This window comes from Puia sp. P3, from assembly GCF_050632245.1.
Classification (GTDB): Bacteria; Bacteroidota; Bacteroidia; order Chitinophagales; family Chitinophagaceae; genus Puia.
This window is the reverse complement of the sequence record NZ_CP192583.1, coordinates 529,877-551,684: the sequence shown is the minus strand read 5'-3', so window position 1 is coordinate 551,684 and position 21,808 is coordinate 529,877. Positions and strand designations below refer to the sequence as shown.

At 56.0% G+C, this 21,808-nt stretch carries 21 protein-coding genes and 1 pseudogene; 11 read left to right on the top strand and 11 right to left on the bottom strand.

Going from position 1 to position 21,808, the window contains the following annotated elements; all coding sequences use genetic code 11:
* Nucleotides 1-24: 24 nt before the first annotated feature.
* Nucleotides 25-87, bottom strand: a pseudogene (locus ACQ86N_RS03280) (hypothetical protein); the annotation flags it as partial.
* A 271-nt stretch (nucleotides 88-358) separates the two neighbouring features.
* On the opposite strand from ACQ86N_RS03280, the gene ACQ86N_RS03275 reads away from it, so the two are divergent.
* The 9 genes from ACQ86N_RS03275 (at nucleotide 359) to ACQ86N_RS03235 (ending at nucleotide 8,416) form a co-directional block, all read left to right on the top strand.
* Complete coding sequence (locus tag ACQ86N_RS03275; protein ID WP_431213925.1) at nucleotides 359-880, top strand: hypothetical protein; 522 nt, start codon at nucleotides 359-361, stop codon at nucleotides 878-880.
* Nucleotides 881-953: 73 nt separating this feature from the next.
* Nucleotides 954-1,400, top strand: a complete 447-nt coding sequence (locus ACQ86N_RS03270) for a hypothetical protein (RefSeq protein ID WP_431213924.1) — start codon at nucleotides 954-956, stop codon at nucleotides 1,398-1,400.
* A gap of 57 nt (nucleotides 1,401-1,457) precedes the next feature.
* Nucleotides 1,458-1,766 carry a metallophosphoesterase gene (locus tag ACQ86N_RS03265; RefSeq protein ID WP_431217966.1) on the top strand — a complete coding sequence of 103 codons (309 nt, stop codon included), beginning with the start codon at nucleotides 1,458-1,460 and terminating at the stop codon, nucleotides 1,764-1,766.
* Entirely contained in the window at nucleotides 1,712-2,065 is a 354-nt protein-coding gene (locus ACQ86N_RS03260; protein WP_431213923.1) for a hypothetical protein, read from the top strand. Before ACQ86N_RS03265 ends, ACQ86N_RS03260 begins: the two co-directional genes overlap by 55 nt.
* Nucleotides 2,062-3,051: a hypothetical protein gene (locus ACQ86N_RS03255; RefSeq protein WP_431213922.1), complete on the top strand. Its 990-nt coding sequence runs from the start codon at nucleotides 2,062-2,064 to the stop codon at nucleotides 3,049-3,051. The genes ACQ86N_RS03260 and ACQ86N_RS03255 overlap by 4 nt, the downstream gene beginning before the upstream one ends.
* Nucleotides 3,052-3,175: 124 nt before the next feature.
* A complete protein-coding gene (locus ACQ86N_RS03250) occupies nucleotides 3,176-3,730 on the top strand; it encodes a hypothetical protein (RefSeq protein ID WP_431213921.1) in 555 nt (184 codons plus the stop codon).
* A 99-nt stretch (nucleotides 3,731-3,829) separates the two neighbouring features.
* The gene (locus tag ACQ86N_RS03245) at nucleotides 3,830-4,297 is read left to right on the top strand and encodes a hypothetical protein (protein WP_431213920.1); all 468 of its coding nucleotides are present in this window, start codon (nucleotides 3,830-3,832) and stop codon (nucleotides 4,295-4,297) included.
* Nucleotides 4,298-4,331: 34 nt separating this feature from the next.
* On the top strand, nucleotides 4,332-7,343 hold the full coding sequence (locus ACQ86N_RS03240) for a glycoside hydrolase family 9 protein (protein WP_431213919.1): 3,012 nt from the start codon (nucleotides 4,332-4,334) through the stop codon (nucleotides 7,341-7,343).
* A 164-nt stretch (nucleotides 7,344-7,507) separates the two neighbouring features.
* A complete protein-coding gene (locus ACQ86N_RS03235; RefSeq protein ID WP_431217965.1) occupies nucleotides 7,508-8,416 on the top strand; it encodes a glycoside hydrolase family 130 protein in 909 nt (302 codons plus the stop codon).
* A 115-nt stretch (nucleotides 8,417-8,531) separates the two neighbouring features.
* Here the strand turns inward: ACQ86N_RS03235 and ACQ86N_RS03230 are convergent, their stop codons facing one another.
* From ACQ86N_RS03230 to ACQ86N_RS03220, 3 genes are all read right to left on the bottom strand, one after another.
* Nucleotides 8,532-9,734 (bottom strand): exo-beta-N-acetylmuramidase NamZ family protein, encoded by a 1,203-nt coding sequence (locus ACQ86N_RS03230; protein ID WP_431213918.1) that lies wholly within the window; start codon nucleotides 9,732-9,734, stop codon nucleotides 8,532-8,534.
* Nucleotides 9,735-9,774: 40 nt separating this feature from the next.
* Nucleotides 9,775-12,159, bottom strand: a complete 2,385-nt coding sequence (locus tag ACQ86N_RS03225) for an ABC transporter permease (RefSeq protein WP_431213917.1) — start codon at nucleotides 12,157-12,159, stop codon at nucleotides 9,775-9,777.
* 320 nt (nucleotides 12,160-12,479) lie between these two features.
* Nucleotides 12,480-13,259 (bottom strand): SDR family oxidoreductase, encoded by a 780-nt coding sequence (locus ACQ86N_RS03220; RefSeq protein ID WP_431213916.1) that lies wholly within the window; start codon nucleotides 13,257-13,259, stop codon nucleotides 12,480-12,482.
* A 158-nt stretch (nucleotides 13,260-13,417) separates the two neighbouring features.
* On the opposite strand from ACQ86N_RS03220, the gene ACQ86N_RS03215 reads away from it, so the two are divergent.
* Together ACQ86N_RS03215 and ACQ86N_RS03210 are read left to right on the top strand one after the other, a co-directional pair.
* Nucleotides 13,418-13,765, top strand: a complete 348-nt coding sequence (locus tag ACQ86N_RS03215; RefSeq protein WP_431213915.1) for a nuclear transport factor 2 family protein — start codon at nucleotides 13,418-13,420, stop codon at nucleotides 13,763-13,765.
* 51 nt (nucleotides 13,766-13,816) lie between these two features.
* Nucleotides 13,817-14,404, top strand: coding sequence for a Crp/Fnr family transcriptional regulator (locus ACQ86N_RS03210; RefSeq protein ID WP_431213914.1), 588 nt, complete (start codon nucleotides 13,817-13,819; stop codon nucleotides 14,402-14,404).
* A 26-nt stretch (nucleotides 14,405-14,430) separates the two neighbouring features.
* Here the strand turns inward: ACQ86N_RS03210 and ACQ86N_RS03205 are convergent, their stop codons facing one another.
* From ACQ86N_RS03205 to ACQ86N_RS03175, 7 genes are all read right to left on the bottom strand, one after another.
* Nucleotides 14,431-14,895, bottom strand: coding sequence for a nuclear transport factor 2 family protein (locus tag ACQ86N_RS03205; protein WP_431213913.1), 465 nt, complete (start codon nucleotides 14,893-14,895; stop codon nucleotides 14,431-14,433).
* A 22-nt stretch (nucleotides 14,896-14,917) separates the two neighbouring features.
* Nucleotides 14,918-15,145 carry a hypothetical protein gene (locus ACQ86N_RS03200; RefSeq protein WP_431213912.1) on the bottom strand — a complete coding sequence of 76 codons (228 nt, stop codon included), beginning with the start codon at nucleotides 15,143-15,145 and terminating at the stop codon, nucleotides 14,918-14,920.
* Between the two features lie 4 nt (nucleotides 15,146-15,149).
* Nucleotides 15,150-16,859 carry a RagB/SusD family nutrient uptake outer membrane protein gene (locus ACQ86N_RS03195; protein ID WP_431213911.1) on the bottom strand — a complete coding sequence of 570 codons (1,710 nt, stop codon included), beginning with the start codon at nucleotides 16,857-16,859 and terminating at the stop codon, nucleotides 15,150-15,152.
* Nucleotides 16,860-16,935: 76 nt separating this feature from the next.
* Nucleotides 16,936-18,021, bottom strand: coding sequence for a hypothetical protein (locus tag ACQ86N_RS03190; RefSeq protein WP_431213910.1), 1,086 nt, complete (start codon nucleotides 18,019-18,021; stop codon nucleotides 16,936-16,938).
* Between the two features lie 115 nt (nucleotides 18,022-18,136).
* Nucleotides 18,137-20,068, bottom strand: a complete 1,932-nt coding sequence (locus tag ACQ86N_RS03185) for a SusC/RagA family TonB-linked outer membrane protein (protein WP_431217964.1) — start codon at nucleotides 20,066-20,068, stop codon at nucleotides 18,137-18,139.
* Nucleotides 20,041-20,277, bottom strand: coding sequence for a carboxypeptidase-like regulatory domain-containing protein (locus ACQ86N_RS03180; protein WP_431213909.1), 237 nt, complete (start codon nucleotides 20,275-20,277; stop codon nucleotides 20,041-20,043). Before ACQ86N_RS03180 ends, ACQ86N_RS03185 begins: the two co-directional genes overlap by 28 nt.
* A gap of 85 nt (nucleotides 20,278-20,362) precedes the next feature.
* On the bottom strand, nucleotides 20,363-21,652 hold the full coding sequence (locus ACQ86N_RS03175) for a YdcF family protein (protein ID WP_431213908.1): 1,290 nt from the start codon (nucleotides 21,650-21,652) through the stop codon (nucleotides 20,363-20,365).
* Nucleotides 21,653-21,808: the final 156 nt, after the last annotated feature.

The window sequence follows — 21,808 nt, the reverse complement described above, 5'->3', positions numbered from 1 at the left end:
GTTGATGCGCTGGCGGCCCTCGCCTTCGACGATGTAGATCAGCTCGAAGAAGGAATGGGTGTGGCGGCCGCGGGGACATTCGTCCATCAACTCTTTGAGAACCAGTTCAAACGGTTCACGCAGATGGTCTTTTTGCATGGAGCAAAGATACCCCCAAAAGAGGTAAAAATTTGTCCTGCAGCGGACAGGATGTGAACCGCGGGAATTGGCGGGGATGGGCGTGAACCGCGGAGGCGGACGTGAACCGCGCGTGAACCGCGGGGGACGGGACGCCTGTGGAATTGGCGGGACGGAAAATTTGGAAATTTAAATTCAATAAATTTACTTTGTAACACAAAGCACTTTTATATACAAATATATGACCCGATCTATCCCCGCACAACCATCGTGGAGAGACTATCTCTCCCTCACCCTGCTCTTTATGCCCGCCGTCCTGTTTGGTGCACTGGTGGTCCTCTACCGGGACAACGGCAAGTTAAGGCTGAGCCCGTCCTTTCCGTGGGTCAGCTGGCAGTTCCCGGCCATCGCCCTGTTTGGTATCATTGCCACCGCCGGCGGGGTCCTGGACTGGCGATTCCACCGCAATAACCTCGGCATGAAGCTCCCGAAGAAGGAACGCGCTGCCGAAGCCGCGGCGCTAGGGCTCGGCGGACTTCCCATGTTCCTGCTGATGTGGTTTGCCATGCTCAGCAACCAGCCCTCCAATTTCCTCCTCCCCATCCTCGTCGTCCTGATCTATACCGTGGCAGCCATCAGCTATGACGAGTTCGTCTTTCATATCAAACGCTGCGGACCCCTCGAGCATACCTACCACCGCATGCTGGTCTTCGGCAACGGCCTGGCCTGGATCGCCTGGTTCCATTTCATCTACTGCGCATGAATTACCGGCAACTGATTACAATGAGTAAGCTTCATCTCGGGCAAACGCAAGCCCCCGACTCCGGCCCGCCACGGTGTTCCCGCTTGGCGCCCGCTGGATGTACGAGCGGTTGCGGGAATTGCAGCCGGCGGGGATGGGTGGTTTCGATAGCCACGCGGGGTATACGGCTTACGGGCTGCTGAAGTATGGCATTTGTCTGATCACCGCAGGGCTGGCAGGGTTGGGAATGTCTGGAAATGGGCTGGCGGTTCTTCCGGCGGCGGTCCTGACATTCTATCTGACGGAGATCCATTTCCTTTTCCTCTTCCCCCTGCTGGTCGACGGCGCGCCCCGGCCGCTGCTGGCGAGCCTCAAAGCAACCTACAAAATCGGCCCGTGGCGCTGCCTCGTCACCGTGATCCCCATCGCGTTCTATATGCTCGCCGGCCTGTTACGAAAAAAGAACCGCCTTACCAACTGGTATGTCGGCTGTCTCGCCATCATAATTTGGTATAAACATGAAATTAGAAATAGGCTATAAAAATCCCCCGAGGCCAGATACTACACCTACCCGTCAGAAGCCCTCGCGGAAAAGCGCATCGTCTATATATCGGACCTGCACTACCACCGGGTCAGCCGCACACGCGTCGAACAACACGCCAGACAGATCAGGCAGCTTGAGCCAGACCTCCTTTTGCTGGGCGGAGACTATGTCGACACGCCTTTTGGGCTCTCAAATTTCCAGCGCTTCATGGCCTCCATCGGCGACATGCCCGTATTCGCCATCGCCGGCAACCACGACAGCCCCTATATCCGCCGCATCCGGACGATCGTCGAACAGATGGGAGCCCGATGGATCCACAACGTGACAGGCATGCTGCACTGGGGGATCTGCGCATACAGATAGACGGCACCCGACCGGCCGAATCGACTGGCGCCGATCTCTCCATCCTCTGTCTGCACCACCCTATCGATATCAGCCCGATTGCCCACCGGTACAACCTCGTCTTCGCCGGTCATCTCCACGGCGGCCAGATCGTACTCTGGCAAAACGAGAAAGGACTCTATCCCGTCAAGTGGCGATACCCGCTGAACCAGCTGGATATGACCCACGGCTCCTGTCGCTATATTATCAGCAAGGGCCTCGGCGACACGCTCCCGATAAGATACGCCTGCCCCAGGGGACATCATCGTCGTCGACCTTGAACCACCAACCCAACAACCATGAAACTACTACTATCCATTTCGCTAGCGGCAGTCTACGGAGTAAGCATGCGGATGCTATTTTCCTCCTTTGGCGAGACACTTCAGGTGATGAGCATTTCCTTTTCTTCCTCCTCCCCTGGCTGGTCGGTTATCTCACCATCCTGCTGATCCCCTACCGCGAAGGTCAAACGGCAAAAGGCGCGTTTTTCAAGCCCTGGCTCAGCTGTCTCACGGTGTTTATCGTTACCTACTACCTGAACATCGAGGGAATGGTCTGCTGGTTCATGGCATTCCCCGTTTTTTTACTGATCGCCGGATTTGGCGGAGTCACCGCTTTCCACCGAAAGAAGAGACGCGCCGAAAGGAACGAGGAATGGGACTTCGATAAAAAAGACCAGGACCGACTGAGCGTCTCACTGCTGCTATTTCTCCCTCTCTTCACCGGTCTGCTGGAAGGGAAGCGCAGTTCCAGCTATGAGCATCTGGCGATCAGGAGACAGGTCGAGCTTGCGGCCACACCCGAACAGGTATGGACCGCACTGATGGCCCCGACCCGCACAGCGGCAAAACCACACACGCCAACCATCTGCAGCACAATGGGTTTCCCGAATCACCTAAGCACCACCGTGAGCAGCCCCGAGATCGGCGGTCACAGAACGGCGAGCTATGAGAAAGGACTGGTCTTCTTCGAGACCATCACCCGGCTCGAGCCTAACAAACGCCTCGAACTGGACATCCATACAGATCCCTCCACGATCTCCAAAGCGATCATGGACGACCATATCGTTATCGGCGGCGAGCATATCCACATGGAAGGTGACGCCTACAGCCCGGAACCCTTGCCCGGCGGCCGCACCGGGGCTAACGCTCGAAAGCCGGTTCGCCATCAACACGCCATTCAACTGGTATACGCGCCTCTGGGCCAACTGGCTGATGTCCGACGTTCTGCAGCAGGAACTTGCCGTCCTGCGGTAATTTTGTGCTAATTTCCGGGCATGATACGAACGATCCTTGCCTTGTGCCTGTGCATAAGCATCCATGGAATATGTCAGCCCGTGCCCGTGGGCTGGAAGAAGACCGGCGCCTCGTCAAGAGATTACCTGCAGCTCGATGGAAAGGATCGTGAGGGCGGCGGCGCCGTGGGTGGACAGTACGGGGGCCGTACTCGACCCTTATTACAAGGCCGAGTATGGACAGACGACACCGAGGTTTGTCTCTTCCGCCGCGATACTGCTGAAATTCGGATATATAAAGGACCTGAAGGAGAAAGTCTTTCGGGCCATGACCTACAGCTGTTCGCGGCTGTCCGGCGGAATGGCGGAGAGCCCCGACTTCTGGATGCGTGAACTGACGACCGCCTATTACTGCCTGCAACCTATTGCGGATACACAGCTTGTGCTTCGCTGGCAGGGCTTGCTGCGGCGCGTCGATCCGGAGAATGTCTATAAAGTGGTCAGCAAGTCGGGAGAGGGAATGGAGAACCTGCATAACTGGGCAGTATACTCCAGCGGCGGCGAATACGTAAGACAGGCCCTTGGGCTGACCGACCCCAATAACCACTCGGCTCCAGGGGCAGGCTTTCTTCGACAAATATATGGGGCCGCAGCTGAGCCATTTTACTGCCGAGGGGATGTACCGGGACCCGAACGACCCGATCACCTATGATATTACCACAAGGCTACAGATCGCCAACGCCCTGAGTTTCGGATATGACGGCCCGCTGAGGGAACGGCTGGACGAGATTTTAAGAAAAGGGGCCTGACGATGCTTCACTTCACGTCCCCGGATGGGCTGGCTCCTTTTGGGGGAAGGTCGTCACAGTTCAATTTCCAGGAAGGGATCATCGCTGCGTTGTGTGAGCTGGAGGCAAAACGATACAAAACCACGGACATACAACTGGCCGGCGCCTTCCGGCGGCAGGCGCACCTTTCCGCGCAGTCTATCCGGCGCTGGGTCATGGATATGCAGCCGCTGCGGCATATCAAGAACGGATTCCCGCCCGGGTCACTGCATGGGATCGACGAGTACGGCAAGTATTCGGTGTATTCACTATACTGCTCGTCTGTGCTCGGACTGGCGGCACTGTATGCGGACGATAGCATCGAAGAAGCGCCCTGTCCGTCGGAGACTGGCGGGTATGTGCTCGAGTTGTCTCCTGCCTTTCACAAGGTATTCGCGTCTACGGCAAGCAGCCAGATCGAGATAGATACCGAGGCCGATCCGCACCTATGACGCCACGGGTCTGGGCAGGTTTCAGGTGAAGGGTGTGCCGGTGGAACTGGGGCTGGGTATGCCTTTCTCCGCGCATCCGAACTATCGCATGGCCGATAGCCTGAGGCCGCGGGAGCCGGTTGCGATCGGGCCTGGGTGGAAGAGTGGATCCGTCTGGCGGTCGCTGGCCGCGGATAGTGGTTACAGTCATCATACAACTATTGACCGGCTAAGTCCCGATACGATTGGGCTCAGCGTGGAGTATAAGCGAGGAGGATTTGGAGTGAGCCAGCGCTACACGCTGACCGGAGATGAACTCGCCATTCTGTCGTCGGTCGACGCCGCGGTTGACTCGACCTGTTTTGTGGTCCCCCTGCTGGTGTCAGATGGTACCACCAAAAGCAACTGCCATGTGAGCGAAGGCGATATAGGGGTCCGGTATCTGGGGTATAATTACAGCGTATTGTTTGACAAACGAATGTCCTACGAGATATCGCCGGCTGTTTTTGCTAACAGGAACGGTATTTACAAGAATCTAATTATTCGAAGTAAGGGTAATCGCATTGACGTTAGGCTGAAGCTGCATCAGGAGCCCCCGGCCTGGATCCGTATCAACCAGCTGGGCTATGCGCCGGATGGCCTCAAGACCGCCGTGCTGGCGGCGAAGGACGCGATCGGGGCGAAGGAATTTGAGGTGATAGACGCCAACTCGCATCAGACGGTCTATAAGGCGGCGCTGGGCCGGTCCTTTGGAAGCTATGGTCCCTTCGCGGATACGCGCCGCCTGGATTTCCCGGCAGTGAGAAGGCCGGGCCGATATTTTATACGCGCGGGTACCGTGGTATCGGCGGAATTTTTGATCGGCCCGGGGGTCTATGACGGCGCCGCCGACTTCTGTCTGCGCTATCTCCGGCAGCAGCGCAGCGGCTTCAACCCTTTCCTAAAAGACTCCTGTCATACCCATGATGGGTATACGCTATATGCCCCTGTAAAAGACAGCACGCATATCGACGTAGTCGGCGGATGGCATGACGCCAGCGACTATCTGCAGTATTCCACAACGACCGCGAACGCCGTCTTTCACCTGCTGGCCGCCTGGCGAGATTTTCCTGGAGCGTTTGGAGACCAAAAGCAGGCCAACGGTCTCGACGGCGCCAACAAGATCCCCGACGTCCTCGACGAAGCGAAATGGGGCCTGGACTGGCTGCTGAAGATGCACCCAAAACCCGACTGGCTTTTCAACCAGCTCGGCGACGACCGCGACCACCGCGGGATGCGGATCCCGAAAGAAGATACCAACTATTATGGCCGCGGCCTCGAGCGGCCGGTCTATTTCTGCACGGGCCAGCCGCAGGTGAGGGGCAGGTTCATGAACCAGACTACCGGTGTCGCCTCCACGGCGGGAAAATTCGCCGCGGCTTTTGCGCTTGGCAATAAGGAGCTGGCGGCGGTGGATAGCGCCTATGCCCGGAGGCTCGGGGAAAAGGCTCGCACCGCCCTGCAGTTGGGCCTCGACAAACCCGGCGTCTGTCAAACCGCATCGGTCCTGTCCCCCTATATCTATGCCGAAGACAACTGGACGGACGATATGGAGCTGGCTGCGGCTGCCCTGAACCAGCCGGATAAAGCCTGGGACTATGCGCGGCAGGAGAAGATCACGCCCTGGCTCGGCGGTGATACGGCAAGGCATTATCAGTGGTATCCTTTTATCAATGTTGGACACTACGAACTGGCGAAGATCATGAAAGGCGTTCGGAGAGATAGCATTCTCGCATGGTACAGAGAAGGCATCGACCGGGTCTGGCAAAAAGCAAAGACCAATGCCTTCTACCGTCATATCCCCTTCATCTGGTGCAGCAACAATCTCACCGTAAGTTTTGCGATCCAGTGCTACTGGTACCGCCAGCTTAGCGGCGACCGGACATACCGGCCGATGGAGCAGGCCTGCTTCGACTGGATCTTCGGCTGCAATCCCTGGGGCACCAGCATGGTCTATGGGCTTCCATCCGACGGCGACACGCCATCCGATCCCCACTCGGCCTTTACGCACCTGAAAAACTACCCCATCGACGGCGGCCTGGTAGACGGCCCCGTATATACGAGCATCTACGACCACCTGATCGGCATCCGGCTGACCCACGAGGACGCCTATAAAGAATTCCAGAGCGGACTGGCCGTCTACCACGACGACTATGGCGACTATAGCACGAACGAGCCTACGATGGACGGGACGGCCTCGCTGGTCTATTTACTCGCGGCGCAGCAGGCACAGGCCGACAAAAGGACCGTTTCACACGGCGCGATCGTCAGAGGGGACTCCAGCCGCAAAAACGTGGCGCTGGTGTTTACCGCCGATGAATTTGGCGAAGGGCTGACCACGATCGCGAAGGCCCTGGGCAAGCAAAAAGTCAAAGGCTCTTTCTTCTTCACCGGCCGCCTATACCGCAATCCCGCCGTTAAGCGGGTGATCAGACAACTGCATGACCAGGGCAATTATCTGGGTCCACATTCCGACCAACACCTGCTGTACGCCGACTGGACGAAAAGGGATAGTACGCTTGTAAGCGCCGACAGTTTCCGTACGGACCTGCAGAAAAGCCTTTCCGCCATGCACACCCTGGGACCTGACGCACCCCACTACTTTATACCACCCTATGAATGGTGGAATGATACCGTAGCGGCATGGAGCCGGTCCATGGGCTGGCAGCTGGTAAATTTTACGCCGGGCATCAGGACCAATGCCGACTATACTTATCCGGAGATGGGCCGCGCCTACCTGCCCAGCGACGCGATAATAAAGTCCGTACAGCAATATGAAGCCACAAGGAAAGGCGGTCTCAACGGGGCCATCATCCTGATACATGCCGGTACGGACCCACGGCGGAAAGACAAGCTATACGACCGGCTGGACGAGACCATCCGCTGGTTAAAGAAAAAGGCTACCATTGTGTCACTATCCCCGACCTGCTTGCACCTTAAAATCTTATATTTAACCCATGAAAAAGCTTGCCCTCCCCCTCATAGCAGCATTCGTCGCGGCCGCCCCGGCCATTGCGCAAAAGCCTAACGTGTTGCCCGACTGGGCCTGGGGAGGGTTTGCAAGACCCGCCGGCGTGAATCCCGTTATAAAGCCGGCGGCGGACAGTGCTTTCCTGGACCCGATGACCAACAGGCACGTAGCATGGGAAGCGAACTACATTCAATCCGGCGGCGACCGTACACAACGGCAAAATAGTCGTACTCTATCGTGCCGAAGACAAGACCGGTACTGCGAAAGTCGGGACCCGGACCTCCCGTATCGGATACGCCAGCAGCAGCGACGGGATACATTTCCAGCGCAACCAACAACCCGTCCTGTTCCCCGGCGACGACAGCCAGAAAAAATACGAATGGCCCGGGGGATGTGAAGACCCGCGGGTCGCAGTCACAGAAGACGGCCTCTACGTTATCTTATATACCCAATGGAACAGGGAGGTGCCCCGGCTCGGCGTCGCCACTTCCAGAGACCTGCAACACTGGACCAAGACCGGTCCCGCGTTCTTAAAAGCTTATAACGGCAAATTCTGCAACAGGCCCCACAAATCGGCCAGCATTCTGACGAAGGTCGGGAACGGAAAACAGGTCATCGCCAAAGTAAAGGGTAAGTACTGGATGTACTGGGGCGAACAGCATGTATACGCCGCGACTTCGGAGAACCTCACTGACTGGACGCCGTTGGTCGACGCCAAAGGCGAACTGCTCGAATTAATGTCTCCCCGAAAGGGCTATTTTGACAGCGACCTTACCGAATGCGGTCCGCCGGCGATACTGACCAAAAAAGGAATTCTGCTCTTCTATAACGGCAAGAACAAGTCGGGCGCGGCCTCGGACCAGCGCTATCCCGCAAATACCTATTGCGCGGGCCAGGCGCTCTTTGACAGCAACGATCCCGCAAAGCTGCTCGCCCGGCTGGACGCACCGTTCTTCAGGCCAATGGAGGCGTTCGAAAAGACGGGGCAATACGCGGCAGGGACGGTCTTTATCGAAGGGATGGCATACTTCAAAGACAAATGGTACCTTTATTATGGCTGTGCGGACAGCTATGTGGCGGTCGCGGTCTATGACCCGGCGCATCCTACCAGCCCCGATCCACTACCCTAAGGCCAGTCAACTCCCGATACCAGCCAGGATCATAGGTCTTCTTTTAGCCTGCCTCCTCATCCGGCAGCCTGGCGGCGCTCAGCATTCCTCCAAATCGGGCTATTGAATTACGGGCTCAGGGATATAAAAGATATTTCTTCCGCATTTGTTTGTAGTTACTCAGGCCGGGTTCCCAGCTGTTGCGGATAGCCGCTTCGCTCATACCCGCGGCGATCTGCTCTTTAAAGGCGGTCGTCCCTGCGAGCTTGTTGATATCGCCCATCTGTTTGCTTTGGTGATAGTCGAAGAATTTCTCTTTGTAGGGGTAGGCTTTGTAGAATTGCATCATCCAGCTGATGTTGATCCTGCCCGTTCTCCGAAGGCTATCGGCGTCGACTGTACGCAGATCGAGGCCATAGCAGGCCCGGTCCTGGTGGAGGGGCGTCTCGGACATCCCGGGAATGCTCACCGGTGTAAAAGAAAAGGTATAGGACTTCGGCAGGTCGGGGTTGCCGAGGACCGTGAAGGGCATATGCGTCCCCCGTCCCTGGCTAATGACCGTCCCCTCGAAAAGACAGAGCGATGGATAAAGGAGGACCGACTGCTGGGTATTGAGATTCGGAGACGGGCTCACCGGCAACCGATAGTACCGGTCATGAGTGTAGTTCCTGACGGGGATTATCTTCAGCCGGCATTGTTCTTTGTTGGCCAGCCAGCCTTCCCCATTGATCATTTGTGCGAATTCGCCGATGGTCATGCCGTAAACGATGGGGACGGGGAATTGTCCGATACCCGATTTCAGCGACATGTCGAGTATCGGCCCGTCGACGTACCCGTTGGGGTCGGGGCGGTCGAGGATCAGCAGCTCCTTTCCGGATTCCGCGCAGGCCTCCATGATATTCCGCAGGACGTTGATATTCGTATAGAAGCGGCATCCGACGTCCTGGAGGTCAAAGATCATGATATCGATGGCGTCCATATCTTCTTTTGACGGCTTGCGTTTGGGCCCATAGAGCGAGATGATCGGGATCCCGGTGGCAGAGTCGGTCTCGTCAGCGACTTTGGCGCCGTTGCTGGCTTTGCCGCGGAAGCCGTGTTCGGGTCCGAAGATCTCCCTGATGTCTATTTTCAGATCGTGCAGGCTGTCGACGAGCGGGCGGTTGCCGATGATCGTTGTCGGGTTGCCAAGGATGCCGACGCGCTTTCCCTTCAACAGGGGAAGATAGAGCGCGGTCTGATCGGCGCCGGTAACGATGGGTTTGGGCTTGCCTCCCAGCGCAAATGCGGTGGTAATGAACAGCAGGGCGGCGACGAGAGTGACAGATCGGTTGATTCGCATGTTGGAAAGATACGAAATCGATCCCGTCCGCCCATACCCGCTATTCCGTCCTGAGACTTTTGATCGGATTGGTCAACGCGGCCTTCACCGCCTGGTAACTTACCGTCACCAGCGTGATCACCATCGCGACCAGGCCTACGACGATAAAGATCTCCATCCCTATATCCGTCCTGAGCTTGTAGTCTTTTAGCCATTCATTCATGCCAAACCAGGCGACCGGGCTCGCGATAGCGCAGGAGATCAGCACGAGGAATACGAATTCTTTCGATTGGAGGCGCCACAAATTGAACACGCTGGCGCCAAGCACTTTCCTGACGCCTATTTCCTTGACGCGCTGTTCCGCGGTAAAGGACGCCAGACCGAAGAGGCCGAGACAGGAGATAAAGATCGCCAGCAGGGCCACGATCGCCGCAAGGTTTCCCACCAGCTCTTCATAATTGAATTTTTTGGCATACTCCTCGTCGGCAAACTTATATTCGAACGGATACGCGGGATTGTAGCGGTCGAAGACGGGCTTGATGGCGGCGATGGCCTTCGATACGGGCATGTTCGGGTTGATGCGGATATCGACATAGCCGGCCCAGCCCCTGTTGAAAATGATCGTCAGCGGGGAGACCGGACGATACGGCGACTCCATCTGTATATCGGGTATCACGCCCAGGACGACCATCGGCTTGTCGTTCCATTTCAGCATCTCCCCTACCGGGTTTTTCAGACGCATCCTTTTCACCGCCGCCTGATTCAGGATGACGCCGTTGCTATCGGCATAATCCCTGGAGAAGTCCCGTCCGGCGAGCATTTTAATACCCATTGTTTTGGTATAGTCGTAGGCCGTGGCGATCGTCGAGAATATATTGGTCTTTTCGATGGGAGTGCTCCCCTTCCATTCCCAGCCATTGTTATTGCTGAATATCTGAGAGGGCGGCGAATTGCTCTGGGTTACGGAAATAACGGTTCCCGTCCGGAGCAGCTCGTTTCTGATCACGTCGAAATTCTTTGCGATGTCGTCCGACCAGTTGACGGTGATCAAACCCTTGTTGTTGAAGCCGATGGGCTGATTCTTTCCGAACTGTATCTGTCTGTTGACCACGATCGTGCCGATCATCAGCACCACCGAGCTCGCGAACTGCAGGACCACCAGGATCTTACGGGGCAGCGAACTGCTCTTTCCCGCCCGCAGATTCCCTTTCAGCACGCGTACGGGGTTAAAGGAAGAAAGATAGAAGGCGGGATAGCTGCCGGCCAGCAGACCGGTCGCAATGGTAAAGCCCAGCATGATGATCCAGAACAGGGGGTTGGTGACCTGCAGGCTCATATCCTTGTCCGTAAGCTTGTTGAAATAGTGCAGCGAGAGAAGTACGATACCCAGCGCCAGAAGGAAGGCAATTCCGGCGATCAACAGGGATTCGCCGAGGAACTGGCTGATCAGACGTCCCCGCCCCGCGCCTATTGCCTTTCGGACGCCTACTTCTCTGGCCCGTTTCTCAGAACGCGCGGTGCTCAGGTTCATGAAGTTGATACAGGCGATCAGCAGCACGATAAAGCCCAGTATCCCGAACATCCGTACGTATTTGATAAAGCCTCCGGTGTTGACGCCGTTGTCAAAATCGCTGTATAGTCTCCATTTCGACATCGGATGAATGAATACTTCGGGCTTTATATGTTTCAGCATATTATCATCACTGAAATGGGCGATCACCACGTTCTTTATCTTCTCATTCACTTCTTTGGGGCTGACATTGGGATTGAGCTGGACATAGGCCTGCCAGGAATTATTCGCCCAGTTGTCCTTATGGTATTGTTTGACCCAGGTATAGATCAGGTCCTGCAGGTGAAATGGTATCAGGTAGTCATAACTGAGAGAGCTATTTTTGGGTTGTCTCTCCACGACTGCCGTAACCTTTAGGTTCGTCGCATTGTCCAGTCGGACAACCTTGCCGATGGCGCTTTCATTTCCGAAAAGAATATGCGCCGTCTCGTCTGTGAGTACGATGGAATAGGGGTCGTGCAACGGATTCTTGTCACCCTCGAGTATCCTGAGGGAGAACATGCTCACGGCCTCTTCGCCGATAAAATGTCCGAATCTGCTGATCTTCTTTTCCCCGTAGACGAGCGAGCGCGGCTGCCCCCAGTCGCACATGGCCACAGCCTTTAGGGCGGGAAATTTATTTTTCAGCTCTTCTCCGATCGAATAAGGTAAGGCCGACTGCGTGCCGCGAAATTCGTCGAAGGTCTGGTGCATCATCACCTGGTACAACTCGCCGTAATTCTTGAAATGCCGGTTCGCGCTGACCTCATCATAGATCCAGAGTCCGATGATCATGGCTACGGCCATCCCCGTTGCCAGCCCGGTGATATTGACCAGGGAGTAGAGTTTGTTCTTCAGCAGGTTCCTCCAGGCGATGAGGAAGTAATTTTTCAACATGCAGGATCGATTGAAAAGGTTACTGATTGCAGATGCCTGGTTTGGATGGCGAACAATATGCCGGAAGCAAAGCAGCTGATTTACAAGGGCTGGCACGGGAAAATCCGCGCGACAGGATCGTTTCCGATACAGGAGGTGTACGGTTCCGATACAACGATCCCCGCGCGGATCCCCAGCCTCAACGATCGCCTGCAACCGGCGAACATTCAGCGATCAGTTGCTCCCCATGGCCCCGAAGACGACCTATTCGCTGTAGGCAGCCAGCCATTTCGCTTTTATCTCCGCCCGTGCTGTGATGAACTCTTTGTCGGTGCCCTGTGCTATTGCGTCCAGCGGGTAACGGAGGGTCTTGTCCCGGGCTGCATTTTTACGAGTTGAAGGATGCCGTCGGCGATGGTTTGCGGATTCATTTCGAATTTGGCCATTTTACCGAAAAGAGCGGCGCCGAGAGCGTTGAATCTTTCCTGTGCCTGCGACCCGTAAAGTTCCGCGATGTCCGGGCGGTCTGCATTGACGCCTGCCTTCGAGCCATTGTTCATTTCCGTCGGATATACGCCGGGCTGTATACTGACGTTCTCGATGTTGAAGTCCGCGAGCTCGGCCTGCGCGCCTTCGGTGATGCTTTCCACTACGAATTTGGACGCGAAGTAGGGTACCATGAAGGGCAATGTGTGGCCGCTGGCGCCCGACGTAATATTGATAATGAGGCCATGGCGTTGTTCCCGCATGATGGGCAACACCGCCTGATAGGTTCGCAGTACGCCGTAGACGTTGACCTCGAACATCCGCCTGAACTGATCGGTCGAGTAGGCTTCCAACAGTCCGAATCCGCTGACGGCCGCATTGTTGATGAGGACGTCGATACGCCCGTGCTTTTTCCGGATGGAGTCGAATGCATCCCTGACGGAATTGTCGTCGGAGATATCCATTTCCACTACCTCGATATTGTCGAGCTTTCCGAGTTCGGCCGCCGCGGCGGCGTTCTTACCGTTGACCCCGCGCATCCCCGCGATCACGGTATATCCTGCCTGTGCCAGCGTTGTAGCCGTGAGTTTTCCAAACCCGGTGCTGGTCCCTGTAATTACGATTGTCTGTGCCATTGTTGAAAAATTTGATGACACAAAGTTCGTGCGGCGATACTTCCTGGATCTTGATATCAGATAAGTAATGGTGTTGACATTTATCAATGCGGTCTTTTATCATTTATCAATCGGGAAAGAGTGATGAAGTGCCATCTTTGCACTGAAAAATCATGACCATGGATATTCAACTCGCGGAACGCCATTTCGCCATCTGGTCCGAACGGGACGCAGAAAAAAGGGCCGCCATGATACCTGAGGTCTATGCCCCGGACGTCGAGGTTGTGGACCCTCATTTTGTAGCTCATGGTCACGCTGGTCTTCAGCAGCTGATCACTAACCTCCAGGCGAAGTTCCCGGACCGGCGTTTTACGCCGCGCGGGCCAATCGAGGGACATCATAATGTGGGCCGGCTGTTCTGGCAATTCGGAACCGCCGAAGAGCCCGCGCAGGAGACCGGCCAGGACGTCTTTGTCTTTCAGGACTCCCGCATCCGCCAGCTGCTGATCTTTATCGACGGTCATTAGGCCCGATTGTTCTACTTTTGCCGAGGAAGGGTCTTTCCCTCCAGGAAGCAAATGGGTTTTGAGGTCTTCGCGCAATATATAAAAGAGAAAAGCCAGGTTTCGGATGAAGACCTGCGCCGGGTCGAGGCCGTCAGCCAGATGAAAAAGCTCCGTAAGCGGCAGTATCTGCTGCAGGAAGGCGACGTCTGGAAAAACAATGCTTTTGTAACAAAAGGCTGTGTCCGAACCTATTCGGTCGACGAGAAGGGCAATGAGCACATACAGAGTTTTGCGATCGAGAACTGGTGGACGGGCGACCGGGAAAGCCTTCTGTCCGGCCAACCGTCACGCTTCAACATCGATGCAGTGGAAGATTCGGAGCTGGTGCTCATCGCGAAAGAGCCTTTCGATCTGCTTTGTAAAACCATTCCGGCGCTGGGCGCGATGGTGAACGGCATCCTGGAAAGAAGCTTTATCGCCTCTCAGAACCGGATCCAGAACTTTCTGAGCCTGAGTGCGGAGGAGAAGTATCTCCAGTTCCTGGATAAGTACCCCCAGCTCACCACCCGGATACCCCAGTCGATGATCGCCTCCTACCTCGGGATAACGCCGGAAACCCTCAGCAGGGTCCGCAAGGAAAGTTACAGAAAAAAGGGCTGACCTATTGACGGAGCAGATCGCAGCCTTCAGTGCAAACTTATCACGCGGGTGATCTGCCATTTACCATCCCGGTGCCGCCAGATCAGGAAGAATTTGTCCGGCTTGGACGGCGTCTCGCTCTCCTGGTGATTGATAAATCTGTGTAAGCCGATCTCCACCGCGCCCCAGTCCCCAACCGGATACACTTCTATGCTACCCTTCACGAGTACCCGGGTCACTTTACCGCAAATATTCTTTTGGATGGCGTCAAGGAGTTTCTGCTTGTTCGTCTCGAGGCCGCCCCTGTCGTGGTAAAACTCGACGCTGTCCGCATATAGTGCGGCCTGTGTAGCCATATCGCAGTGGTTGTAGGCGTTGAAATAGACGCTGTCCATATGGACTATCGTGTCGTACAGGGCCTGGGAGGGGATCTTGTAGGTGTAGACGTCCGGATTCTGGGCGAAGGCGAGGGTCGGGAGAAGCAGGGCAAGAAGAAGCGCTTTGGTCGGCATGTATGCAGGTTTGGCCGGTAAGTTAGCGATTTGGATCGATATGCCGCGGCCGTCTGTTGGCCCGGACGAACCAACGCGGTATCAGTATGACGATACCCGCCAGAAGCCTGATCCCCTTCCACGCCGCTCTGCCTGCAAACGCCAGCAGGCGGTTGGCGTGGGGAACCAGGTGATCGGTGTCGTTGATCGGTGGGGCCGGGTGGCCGTTGGTTGACTGGGATGGGGCGCCGTCGTTCGGGTATTTTCGCATATTTTTAGATAGCCCGGTTCAAAAGCTGTGCCACCGGGGCCGCGGGGAGCCGCGAGGGGCCGCGGGGAGCCGCGAGGGGCCGCGGGGAGCCGCGAGGGGCCGCGCGTGCCGACCAATAAAAAAAGGCCACGACCTTTTGATCGTGGCTTTGGCTTTGGGTCAAGGCTTTGGGCCAACTAGTACCCAGGATTCTGGTACATCTTCTGCGGATCGAGAAGGTACTCGAACTGGGGTATCGGGTAATAAATATCCTTGGTCGAAATGTTCGACAGCGGAGAGTTGTCGTAGTCGGCCTGGCTCTTCGTATGGAAATAGTCCACCGAGCTTGCTGGGCGTTGAAGAAGCGGATCAGGTCGAACCAGCGATGGTGCTCGAAAGCCAGCTCTACCCTTCTCTCGTGGAGGATCGCCAGCTTGACGGTCGGGTATTTCGACGCGTATCCCGCATCCGTTGCCATCATCGTGGCGTAGTCCGGGCGCTGCGCCCTTGCGCGAACCATATTGATATAGGTGATCGCGGTGGCGTCGTCCCCCAGCAGGTCATACACTTCAGCGATATTCAGGATGATATCCGCATAACGGATCAGGATCCAGTCGTTGCCGCCATAGCCGCCCTGGTTGGATACCACGGTGCCGGGATTGATGTCCCTGAACTTCGAGATATAGTACTTGTTGATGGACGCGCCGAAGTGGATGGAGAAATTGGTGCGCAGGTCGCCTGTCTCGTATTCCTTCAGCAGGTCATTGGTGAGCGTATTGCCGCTGCCCTGGGACAGGAAGGTCGAGATCAGGGTCTCACCCTTGGGCTGGTTGTTCTTCGCGAGGGAGGAAGAATAGGTGAGGTCGCCCTGTTTGTAGGGGATCTGCCAGATGATCTCGGGGTTGGTCGATTTCTTGTTGACGTCGAACACGTCGGCGTAGGCTACGTCTGAGAGGTTGGCAAAGGTCTTCAGATTATAGGCGGCCAGCAGATAGGCCTTCGCGTTGGCGAGGTTGTCCGGTTTGTTGGCGTCGAGGTTGGCGCCCATCGTCAGGTACACCTGTCCCAGCAGCGCGTTGACAGCCTGCATGGATACCCGTCCCTTGGTGGCGGCAGGCTGCACGTTGGGCAGGCCGCTGTTGAGGGCGTCCTTCAGGTCGGCGATGATCTTCGCGTAAACGGTGTCTCTTTTCACGCGCGCCGTCAGCTGGTCCGCCTGGGAAAGGGTCGTTATTCTTTCGGTCACCAGCGGCACATCGCCGAATTCGCGGACCAGGTTGAAATACATATACGCGCGGACGAATTTCATTTCGCCTATGAACTGCTTTTTCGTATCGGCATTGGCGAAAGAGATCCCGTCGATCAGTGAAAGGATCATATTGGCACGGCCTATCGGCGTATAAAGCGCGGTCCAGTGGCTCTTCAGATAGCTGTTGCTTGCGACCAGGGCAAAAGCCGTAAACTGAAACGGCTCACCATTATTCGACTGGTTGTCCGTCGTATTGATATCGTCCGAACGGTCGTCCGTCCAGGTCGAGGCGCCTTCGCCGACGCAGTTGCTGCTGCGGAGGGCCTGATAAACGCTGTACACTCCGGCCGTGATGTCGGCCTCGGTCTTATAACCCGCATCCACGGCGACGGCCTCCGGATTGCTCTGGTTGATGAATGTCTTGCTGCAGCCGCCGAGACCGATCAGCAGAACAAGCCCTAAAATTCCTGATATATTCCTTCGCATAATTAATTTTTTAGAGTGACGCATTGATTAGAAAGCAACCTTGATACCCGTATTGAAGGACCTCATCAGCGGATATTTACCGTAGTCGACGCCCGGCGCCAGGTTGGTGCCGTTGTCGTAGTCCAGCTTCAGGATTGTAGCCCAGATATCTGGTAATCGTGAAGGCATTGTCCACGGACACGTACCAGCGCAGTCCGGAGAGCCCGGCCTTCTTCAGGTCAACCAGCTTGTTCAGATTGAGGCCCAGAGTCATATTCGTGCAACGGAAGTAGGAACCATCCTGCAGATAATAGTCGGACAGACGCGTGCTGTTGCTTTGCGTGCCGCCGCGGGAAGCCCTGTATTCATGGCCGTTCCCCGGTCTTGCCTCGCTGCGGTAGCGCTGGTCGACCTGAACATAGTTGTTGCCCGATCCTTCCATGTTGCGGATATAGTAGTCCTGCGCGTCGAGGACCTGGTTGCCGTGCGAACCGTTGAAGGAAGCGCTGAAATCAACCATCTTGTAGTTGGCAGTGAGACTGAACCCGTAGGTGAAATCGGGATAGGGGGTACCGATGACCCGTTTGTCGGCTTCGTTGATCACGCCGTCGCCGTTCATATCCCTGAAGTACATGTCCCCGGCTTCCAGCGGCGTGGAAGAGTAGGAAGAGATGGGGAAGGCCTGCAGCTTGTAACCCGTGGGGAAGCTGTTCTTGTTGGCCTTGTACACTGCGAGGTCGGAGTTGACGGCCGCAAGGTCTTTCTCCCTGACCATGCCACCTACTTTTACGCCATAGAAAGAGCCGACGGGGCTGCCTACCTGGGTCTGGTGGGTCTGATAGGGTCTTTCTCCACCGTTGTAGGGTATGGGGCTCGCGCCGCCGAGGCTGACGACCCTGTTCTGGTTGTGGGTGATATTGCCGACGATGCTCAGGTTGAAATCCTTTGACTGGATGGCCTTTACGTCTACCTGCAGGTCGATCCCTTCGTTATGGATATTGGCGTCGTGGAGGTTGGTCCAGATGGTCGTAGCGCCGCTCGTGTTACCCGTCGCGCTGAGCGGCCGGTTGATCAGCAGGTTATAGGACCGGCTGATATAATAGTTAACGTTAAAGGCCAGCCGATTGTGCCAGGTTGCGGCATCCAGCCCGAAGTTGAACTGCGAAGTAGACTCCCAACCCAATTTCGGATCGGCAAGACCACCTGCCCAGTTGCTGTTATTAACGGTATTGCCGATGATGACGCCGCCGGCTCCCGTAACATCCTGCTCGTAGAGGAAGTTGCCGGGAAGGTTGTTGTTACCGGTGAGGCCCTGCAGCGGCGCGCAGCTTCAGGAGGGAATTCTCGCCCAGCCAGTCGTGGTAGAAGGACTCGTTCGAAAGGGTCCATCCTGCGGCAACGGATCCGAACTTGCCCCATTTGTTCTGCGGGCCAAAGCGGCTGCTGGCGTCGTCACGGAAGGAACCCGTCAAGAAATAGCGGTCATTAAAGCTGTACACTATACGTCCCAGATAGGAAAGCAGGGTCGCGGACGTTTTGCCGGTATTGCTCTGCTGCGTAAAGTCGCCGGGGGTCGATCCGACGGCCGTGATATCCGGGATATTGTCGCTGGTGAAATCCTTTGCATTTACGGCGAGGATATCCTGCTTGGATTCCTGTGCGGTATAGCCCGCGAGGAAATCGAACCGGTGCTTTCCAAACGTCTTCTTATAGTTGAGCGTGAACTCAGCCAGCTTATCCTGTGTGGTCAGCGCCTGCGCCGAAGCGTTGGCGGCCAGGATCGACTGGGGCGATCCCGGAGGATTGATGCCGTTGCTCAGATTGGTCGGGTAGTAGTATTCGTATTTTTCCTGATAGGTCTCGCCGCCCAGGTTGGCCTTGACGACCAGGTCCTTGATGATCTCATAGGAAGCACTGGCCTGGTACATCGCTCTCGTTCCGTTGCGGGTGATCTTGTTCCGCTGCGCCAGGGCCAGGGGATTTTCGATACCCTGGAAAGAATAGGTGTAGCCATCGAATTGTTTGGAAGCGCCCTGATCCGCGGTCTGCACGGTTCCGTCGGGGTTAAAAGCCGGGAAGATCGGCATATAGACGAGGCCTCCGAGGATCACGCCATGGTCGAAACGGCCTTCTTCTACTTCGCGGTTAACCGTATTAGTTACGAAGACGCTGGAAGAGACTTTGAGTTTGGGGGTCACATCGGCGTCGATATTCGCGCGCAGATTGATGCGTTTCTGGTAGGTGCTGTTCAGGATACCGGGCTGGTCGAGATAGCCGCCGCTGATGAGATAGCGGGTGTTCTGGGAGCCGCCGGTGAACGACAGGTTGTGACGCTGCGTGGTAACGTTGCTGTAGAGGACGTCCTGCCAGTCGGTGTTGTATTTCGGCGTCTTGAGGGTGCGCGTGGGGAAGTCATACAGGTCCGAGATGATACAAACCGAGCAGCCGGTAGCGGTCTGTCCGGATTTCTTTACGCGCGTCGCGTTGTCGTCGGAGAGATAGCTGTCGTTCCAGCCGGTGCCGTTCGCCATGAGGATATCCTTATAGTTGTTGTTGCGGCCGTCGACGAAGAGGTCGGCGAACTGCGAGGAATTGAGCAGTTTGACCTTGTGGGCGAGTTGCTGCCTGCTGACCTGGAGGTCGTAGGTGAGTGTGCCTTTCCCCGCCCGACCCCTCTTGGTAGTGATGAGGACGACACCGCCGGATGCCCTCGAACCGTAGATGGCGGCGGAGGCGGCGTCCTTCAGGATCTCGATGGACTCGATATCGTCGGGGTTGATGAACACGTCGTTGCCGCTCTGGTTGGGGTTGTACCCGTTGGTGGCGTTGGTGCTGTTGCCGGCACCCGACATGATCGTGCCGCCGACGGGATAGCCGTCGATGACATACAGGGGCTCGGAGCTGGCGTTGATAGAGCCAGTGCCGCGTACGCGGATCTTGACGCCGCCGTATGGCGCGCCGCTGACCTGCGATACCTGGACGCCGGCTACTTTGCCTACGAGGGCCTGGCCGATGGTTGGCGTGCTCAGATTCATTTCGCTGGCCTTGACGCTGGAAATGGCGCCGGTAACGTCTGCTTTGCGGAGGCGGGTGTAGCCGACATAGACTTCTTCGAGCATTCTCGCATTTTCTCTCAGGCTGATGGTCATTACTTCGCCTGTGACCTTTATCTGTTGCTCGAGGTAGCCCGCGCCGGAGATGACTAGTGTACTGCCTGCGTTGGCTTCGATGGCGAACTCGCCTTTGGCGTTGGTGGAGACGCCTTTTTTCCGCCTCTTACCATGATGTTTACGCCTTCGATCGGCTTACCGGTGGAGTCGGTGACGGTTCCCGAAACGCGCCCGAAGTTCTTGCCGGGGGCGCCGGTCTTGCCCGGATCGCCGGTCTTGCCGGGATCGCCCGCCGCAAATGACGGAATTGAATAACAGAATAGTGCCATGACCAGAAGTATGGCCGTGCGAAACATGTTGTTTTGCATTTTTTAGTTGCTTTACAGTGTGCTTTAAGAAATTTTTAGGGCCGGTTTACGGATCCATGGGCTCGCGCGGATTGATCTGCAGGGCCTCTATCTTCGGATAGAATTCCACCTCTGTGTCGGTGAGGCGCTTGCCGTTGGCATAAGGAGCTTCGTTGAGCTCGCGGAGGCACCGGTCGATCTGGTTCTTTTCGATGCTGGTGCTCTGTCCGCGGGTGGTACAGGTAATGGCTGGTTTGTCGAACGGCATGCCATAGCGATAGATCAGGCGAACGGTATTTCGCATATTCGTGGTGGTATGCCTGGCGTGCGGATCGATGATCACGGCGTTGGCTGCTATATGTAGTTTTTCAACGAGGAATTTCTTCATTTCGATGGCCTCGCAGTATTTCGTTTTGTACGGATGTACTTTGCCTCCGCTCGTGACGATGAATGGCGCGAGGCCTTTCTGGTATTGGATGGCGGCGAGGCGGCAGCGGATCATTCCTTCGGCGCTGAGGGCGACGTTTGGCTCATCGGGTCCGGCGCCGGGTATTTCGATGACCGTGTAGGGGTAGGCGGCCCATTTGATGGTGGGAATGCGGTCGTACGCGGATTTATTCTCCGTTTGTTGCATCGGCTCGTAGTCGGCGGCCTGGTCTCTTTCGTTCATTTCGATGAAGTGGAGGGCTGCGTTTAGCGGGATGTCGAAGAAGTCGGCTTTCGGCTCCGCCGCGATCAGTTCGGCCGTGTTGTATAGCAGGCCGATATAGCCCAGGCGATATTTCGTGCTGTCCTTTGGGTCGTGGACATTGAAGGATATCGAGTCGATGGCGGGGTAATTGGGTTTTTTGCCTTCGCCATAGACGCCGATGGCGAAGTTGACGCCTTCTGCGTCCTGGGTCCAGGCTTTGGCGAGCATTTCGGGTTCGTTTTGTCCCTGGAAGAGGACATAGGCTCCGGAGGGGATGAGGTGTTTTTTGACCAGGCGGCCGAGGGCGTTGTCGGGTTTGTAGAGGGTCTTGAGTCTTTCTGCTACTTGTGTGATCTCGTCGTTGCTAAAACGCAGGGCCTGTATATAGCAGGCGCCGTCGCGCTGGCAGGTCTGTAGTGCGGATTTGAGGGAGTCGAGTTTTTTGTCGCCGATGGTTTTTAGCCCGGGGTCGGCTGCGAGGAATTGCTTTACGTCGGGCAGCTCGTGGAAAAGAGTGAGGAGATAGTAGTTCTTTGCCTGAACGTAGTTGTTACTGCTCAGCAGCTTGTAGTGTACATCGGGATGTTTGTCCTGCGCGTTGCTCAGTGAAGGAGCGGCTAGTAGACTAATTAGAGTGAACCCAAAAACCAAACGAATATTCTGCATGTGTGGCGATTAACGAATGCAAAATTGCGTTCGTTTAACAATCCTTTAACCCCTTGAGACACGAATTAATATTTACTTATCGTTTGCTTTACTGTTTGTTAATTTGTTTTGAATATAATCTTTCCTACTGTCTGTGAAATCAACAGATCGAACTAC

Bases quoted from the DNA above. Each gene is read 5' to 3' on its own strand.
- ACQ86N_RS03210 (WP_431213914.1), top strand. From the start codon at position 13,817: ATGGGTTTTGAGGTCTTCGCGCAATATATAAAAGAGAAAAGCCAGGTT.
- ACQ86N_RS03250 (WP_431213921.1), top strand. From the start codon at position 3,176: ATGGAAAGGATCGTGAGGGCGGCGGCGCCGTGGGTGGACAGTACGGGG.
- ACQ86N_RS03275 (WP_431213925.1), top strand. From the start codon at position 359: ATGACCCGATCTATCCCCGCACAACCATCGTGGAGAGACTATCTCTCC.
- ACQ86N_RS03205 (WP_431213913.1), bottom strand. From the start codon at position 14,895: ATGCCGACCAAAGCGCTTCTTCTTGCCCTGCTTCTCCCGACCCTCGCC.
- ACQ86N_RS03220 (WP_431213916.1), bottom strand. From the start codon at position 13,259: ATGGCACAGACAATCGTAATTACAGGGACCAGCACCGGGTTTGGAAAA.
- ACQ86N_RS03215 (WP_431213915.1), top strand. From the start codon at position 13,418: ATGGATATTCAACTCGCGGAACGCCATTTCGCCATCTGGTCCGAACGG.
- ACQ86N_RS03200 (WP_431213912.1), bottom strand. From the start codon at position 15,145: ATGCGAAAATACCCGAACGACGGCGCCCCATCCCAGTCAACCAACGGC.
- ACQ86N_RS03230 (WP_431213918.1), bottom strand. From the start codon at position 9,734: ATGCGAATCAACCGATCTGTCACTCTCGTCGCCGCCCTGCTGTTCATT.
- ACQ86N_RS03175 (WP_431213908.1), bottom strand. From the start codon at position 21,652: ATGCAGAATATTCGTTTGGTTTTTGGGTTCACTCTAATTAGTCTACTA.
- ACQ86N_RS03260 (WP_431213923.1), top strand. From the start codon at position 1,712: ATGGATCCACAACGTGACAGGCATGCTGCACTGGGGGATCTGCGCATA.
- ACQ86N_RS03195 (WP_431213911.1), bottom strand. From the start codon at position 16,859: ATGCGAAGGAATATATCAGGAATTTTAGGGCTTGTTCTGCTGATCGGT.
- ACQ86N_RS03245 (WP_431213920.1), top strand. From the start codon at position 3,830: ATGCTTCACTTCACGTCCCCGGATGGGCTGGCTCCTTTTGGGGGAAGG.
- ACQ86N_RS03225 (WP_431213917.1), bottom strand. From the start codon at position 12,159: ATGTTGAAAAATTACTTCCTCATCGCCTGGAGGAACCTGCTGAAGAAC.
- ACQ86N_RS03180 (WP_431213909.1), bottom strand. From the start codon at position 20,277: ATGGCACTATTCTGTTATTCAATTCCGTCATTTGCGGCGGGCGATCCC.